The following is a 3,350-nucleotide window of genomic DNA, read 5'->3' on the forward strand; positions in this document are numbered from 1 at the left end:
TCTGGCTCAGGGCGGCGCTCAGTCGTCGCGTGGCACCTCCGGACACCGATCGGCACCATCAGTGGCACAGCAGAACCAGCCAATGCCCGGACCGGACCGGTCGACACGGCACTGGCGGCAACGGTCCCGGCCGAGGTGGCGACAGCCACAGGCCCGGCCGGAAGGCCCGCGGGCCCGGTCACGGGGCCCGTCACGGGGCCCGTCACGGGCCCGGCGACGGCAGGCGTCCTAGAGGGCGCGACCGTCGCACAGGCGCCCATCGCTCCGGCGCCGCTGCCACCGGAGCACCTCGCTCCGCTGGACACCGCGAACGCGACGACGATATCCGTCATCGCCCCGCGAGGAGCGACCACTCTGCCCGCGGGGACGATGTGGTCCCACGTCCAGCCGGTCTGGACGAGGACCCGGACGGCGAGGCCGATCTGGACCCGCGCGGGGCTGGCCGGAATGGCCGAGCTCATCGGGGCACCGAAGGCGACGGTGACGACCGGCGCCAGGGTGGCGAGGGCGGCCAGGAGGGCGCCCTACCGGGTGCACCGGGCGGTGTGGAGGACTTCGGCGCGTCCGAACGTGCGCGTATGGGCGCCGAGGACGCCCAAGGGCAGGAACAAGGCGATCGCGTACCGCCTGGTCACCCAGCGATCCTGGCCCGTGACCCAGTTCCGCTGCCTCGACAGCCTGTGGACCAGGGAGAGCAACTGGAACCACCGTGCGCAGAACCCCTCGTCAGGGGCCTATGGCATCCCGCAGGCACTGCCGGGATACAAGATGGTCGGCATCGGGCACGACTGGCGCGTCAACCCCGCCACGCAGATCCGATGGGGACTGAAGTACATCAAGGGGCGCTACGGCTCGCCCTGCGGCGCCTGGGGTCACTTCCAGTCGCACAACTGGTACTGAGAGAGCGGAAGGGGAGTGCCCAGGGGAAGGGCGCACTCCGGCGCCCGGGGGACATCACCCCCGGGCGCTTCCCTCCTTGGATTCCTGGAGTTGCACGGCGATCGCCCTGATCAGCATGTCGAGTCCGAACTCGAACGCCTTCTCGTGGTCGCACACGCCGAGCAGCGGCGCGAGGGTGCCCACCTCGGGGAACAGCGAGGTGTCCACCTGCGGCAGCTGGACGTCCGCCTGGTGCACGGGGGCGAACGTGGGCGTCACGCCGACCTCGCGCAGCAGCGACCCGATGATGTAGGCGATGAAGGTGCGCAGGATCTGGACGGCTTCCTCGCCGTCGAAGCCGGCCTCGCGCAGCGTGGTCAGGGCGCGCTCGACGGGGAACAGCCCGGCCGGCGAATTGAGCTGGCGGCTCACCACGACCATCGTCGAGCGCGGATAGTGATGGGCGATCTGCCGGAACGCCCGTGCCTGGATGCGCACCCGTTCGGTCCACTCGGCCGAGGGGTCGTCGGTGAAGGTGATCTCGGACAGGACGGTCTCGGCGACCGCGTCGAGGAGCGCCGCCTTGTTCGGCACGTGGTTGTACAGCGACATGACGCCCACGCCCAGCTCGGCCGCGATCCGCCGCATCGAGATCGCGTCGGCGCCCTCTCGCTCGATCAGGTCGATGGCGGCTGCGACGATACGGGATCGTGTGAGGGCTGGCATGAGGTCATTCTCTCCCAGTGCATTGACGTACGTACAGCGTACGTGTCACTCTCCACGTATACGTACGGTGTACGTTCTCCCTTGGAGGCCGATGTGTCGACGCACGAGCTCTACACGATCCCCGCCGAGCTCTCCACCTGGGACGTGGAGATGGCCGGCTCCTCCCGGTTCACCTGGGAGTACGACGAAGGCCGTGACCGCATGCTCGCCCTGTACCAGAAGGGCAAGGACAAGCAGTGGGACTCGGTCAAGCGCATCGACTGGGGACTTGAGGTCGACCCCTACGACGTCCTCGGCGTGCCCGACCAGTCCATCGCCATCTACGACACCCCGTTGTGGCACAAGATGGACGAGAAGGCGCGCATGGAGGTCAGACGCCACGGCGCCGCCTGGCAGTTCTCGCAGTTCCTCCATGGCGAGCAGGGCGCGATGATCTGCTCCGCCCGCATCGTGGAGTCGGTGCCCGACCTGGACTCGAAGTTCTACGCCGCCACGCAGACGATGGACGAGGCCCGGCACGCCGAGACCTACGCCCGGTTCCTCCAGGAGAAGGTGGGCATCGCCTACCCGATCAACAAGTACCTCAAGGCCCTGCTCGACGACACGCTCAGCGACTCGCGCTGGGACATGCCCTACCTCGGCATGCAGGTGCTGATCGAGGGCCTCGCCCTGGCGGCGTTCGGAGTGATGCGCGACGTCACCACCAAGCCCCTGCCCAAGCAGATCCTCGCGTACGTCATGCAGGACGAGGCCCGGCACGTCGCCTTCGGCCGGATGGCCCTGCGCGACTACTACAAGCAACTGTCGGAGGCCGAGCTGCGCGAGCGCGAGGACTTCGTGATCGAGGGCTGCTACCTCATGCGCGACCGGCTGCGCGGGGTCGAGCAGTGGGAGACCCAGGGCTTCTCACCCGAGGAGGTGAAGCAGGCCATGAAGGCGGTCGACGAGTCGGAGTACCTCCAGCTCTTCCGCTCGCTGCTGTTCAGCCGGATCGTGCCGTGCGTGAAGGACATCGGGCTGTGGAGCGAGCGCCTGCAGAAGGCCTACGCCGACATGGGCGTGCTGGACATGGCGGGGCAGAACCTCGACGCCCTGATGCGGCAGGACGAGGACATCGCCGAGAAGCTCGACGCCGAGCGGTTCGCCGCCGAGCAGGAGGAGCGCGCGGAGGAGATCGCCGGGACCATCACGCTCGGCGGCGCCGGCTGAGAACCGCGCACGACCCAGCACGGCCCGACAGGGGTCAGGACACGGCTCACCAGGGCTCGGGCGCGGCTCAGGAGAGCGTGAGCACGAACACGATGGCGCCGGTGGAGACGGCCACCACGCCCAGCCACGCCAGCGCCGCGTCCGCCCGGACGTCCAGCGGGAGGCTCTCGCCGATCGCCCGCTGGACGCGCCGGTGCCGCACGCCGCTCCTGGCCAGCAGGACGGCGCCGCAGAGCGCGGCGAGCACGAACGACACCACGGCCAGGCCGTCTCCGGAGTGCCTCCCGGCGATGCCGGCGGCGATCAGCCCGCCGGCCCCCAGCGCGGTGGCGGTGCGCGTCCATGCCAGGGCGGTGCGCTCCATGTGCAGGCCGTCCGGCCCCTCGCGCCGCTGCGCCGCCCGCATCAGTGGGCCACGACGATGAGGACGAGCGCGAGCACGGCCACCGCCGCGACGCCGTACCCGAACAGCGGGGCCAGGGCGAGCGGCGGAAGGGGCGCCTTGCGCCGCAGCGCCCGCTGCACGTGGCGCCAGC

At 70.1% G+C, this 3,350-nt stretch carries 4 protein-coding genes; 2 read left to right on the forward strand and 2 right to left on the reverse strand.

Features of this window, described 5'->3' with window-relative positions:
* The first annotated feature begins 135 nt into the window (after positions 1 to 135).
* A complete protein-coding gene (locus AB0B89_RS35575) occupies positions 136 to 900 on the forward strand; it encodes a hypothetical protein (RefSeq protein ID WP_358561930.1) in 765 nt (254 codons plus the stop codon).
* A 54-nt stretch (positions 901 to 954) separates the two neighbouring features.
* On the opposite strand, the gene AB0B89_RS35580 is transcribed toward AB0B89_RS35575, so the two are convergent.
* Positions 955 to 1,605: a TetR/AcrR family transcriptional regulator C-terminal domain-containing protein gene (locus AB0B89_RS35580; protein ID WP_358561932.1), complete on the reverse strand. Its 651-nt coding sequence runs from the start codon at positions 1,603 to 1,605 to the stop codon at positions 955 to 957.
* 93 nt (positions 1,606 to 1,698) lie between these two features.
* On the opposite strand from AB0B89_RS35580, the gene AB0B89_RS35585 reads away from it, so the two are divergent.
* Positions 1,699 to 2,814: a ferritin-like domain-containing protein gene (locus AB0B89_RS35585; protein ID WP_358561935.1), complete on the forward strand. Its 1,116-nt coding sequence runs from the start codon at positions 1,699 to 1,701 to the stop codon at positions 2,812 to 2,814.
* A gap of 67 nt (positions 2,815 to 2,881) precedes the next feature.
* Here the strand turns inward: AB0B89_RS35585 and AB0B89_RS35590 are convergent, their stop codons facing one another.
* Positions 2,882 to 3,220 carry a DUF202 domain-containing protein gene (locus tag AB0B89_RS35590; RefSeq protein ID WP_358561938.1) on the reverse strand — a complete coding sequence of 113 codons (339 nt, stop codon included), beginning with the start codon at positions 3,218 to 3,220 and terminating at the stop codon, positions 2,882 to 2,884.
* Between the last annotated feature and the right edge of the window lie 130 nt (positions 3,221 to 3,350).

It is taken from the genome of Sphaerisporangium sp. NPDC049002 (assembly GCF_040649355.1).
In the GTDB taxonomy this organism is placed as follows: Bacteria; Actinomycetota; Actinomycetes; order Streptosporangiales; family Streptosporangiaceae; genus Sphaerisporangium.

Excerpts from the sequence above, each read along its gene's own strand:
- AB0B89_RS35580 (WP_358561932.1), bottom strand. The coding sequence starts at position 1,605 with ATGCCAGCCCTCACACGATCCCGTATCGTCGCAGCCGCCATCGACCTG.
- AB0B89_RS35590 (WP_358561938.1), bottom strand. The coding sequence starts at position 3,220 with ATGCGGGCGGCGCAGCGGCGCGAGGGGCCGGACGGCCTGCACATGGAG.